Origin of the sequence: Paenibacillus zanthoxyli JH29 (assembly GCF_000520715.1) — a bacterium.
GTDB classification, from domain to species: domain Bacteria; phylum Bacillota; class Bacilli; order Paenibacillales; family Paenibacillaceae; genus Paenibacillus_AQ; species Paenibacillus_AQ zanthoxyli.
On sequence record NZ_ASSD01000611.1, the window covers coordinates 1 to 302 of the forward strand.

The window sequence follows — 302 nt, forward strand, 5'->3', positions numbered from 1 at the left end:
GCGGGTATCGTTGAATTCCTTAACCAGCTTCTCCTGCTCGGCTGCATTCGTCATCCGCAGCTCCTTCACCCGCGCATCCGGCCGATCTGCAATGTCCTCCAGCAGATTACCGTACATCTTCAGCAGGCGGCGCACCGTCTCCGGCCGGAACAGGTCGGTGTTGTACTCCGCCCATACCGCCGTCTCTCCTTCCCGCTGCCGGATGTCAAACAGCAGGTCCGCCTGCGTCGCGTCGCTTTCCGCCTCCTTCCATGTCTCTGCAAGGTCCGCAAATCCGCCTTCTTCTTTCCCTTCCGTCACCA

The 302-nt window shown here is 60.6% G+C and carries 1 protein-coding gene; it reads right to left on the reverse strand.

The window, feature by feature from the left end; translation table 11 throughout:
* Positions 1 to 302, reverse strand: a 302-nt coding sequence (locus tag L691_RS29950; RefSeq protein ID WP_198023100.1) for a condensation domain-containing protein, incomplete at both ends; no start/stop codon positions are given.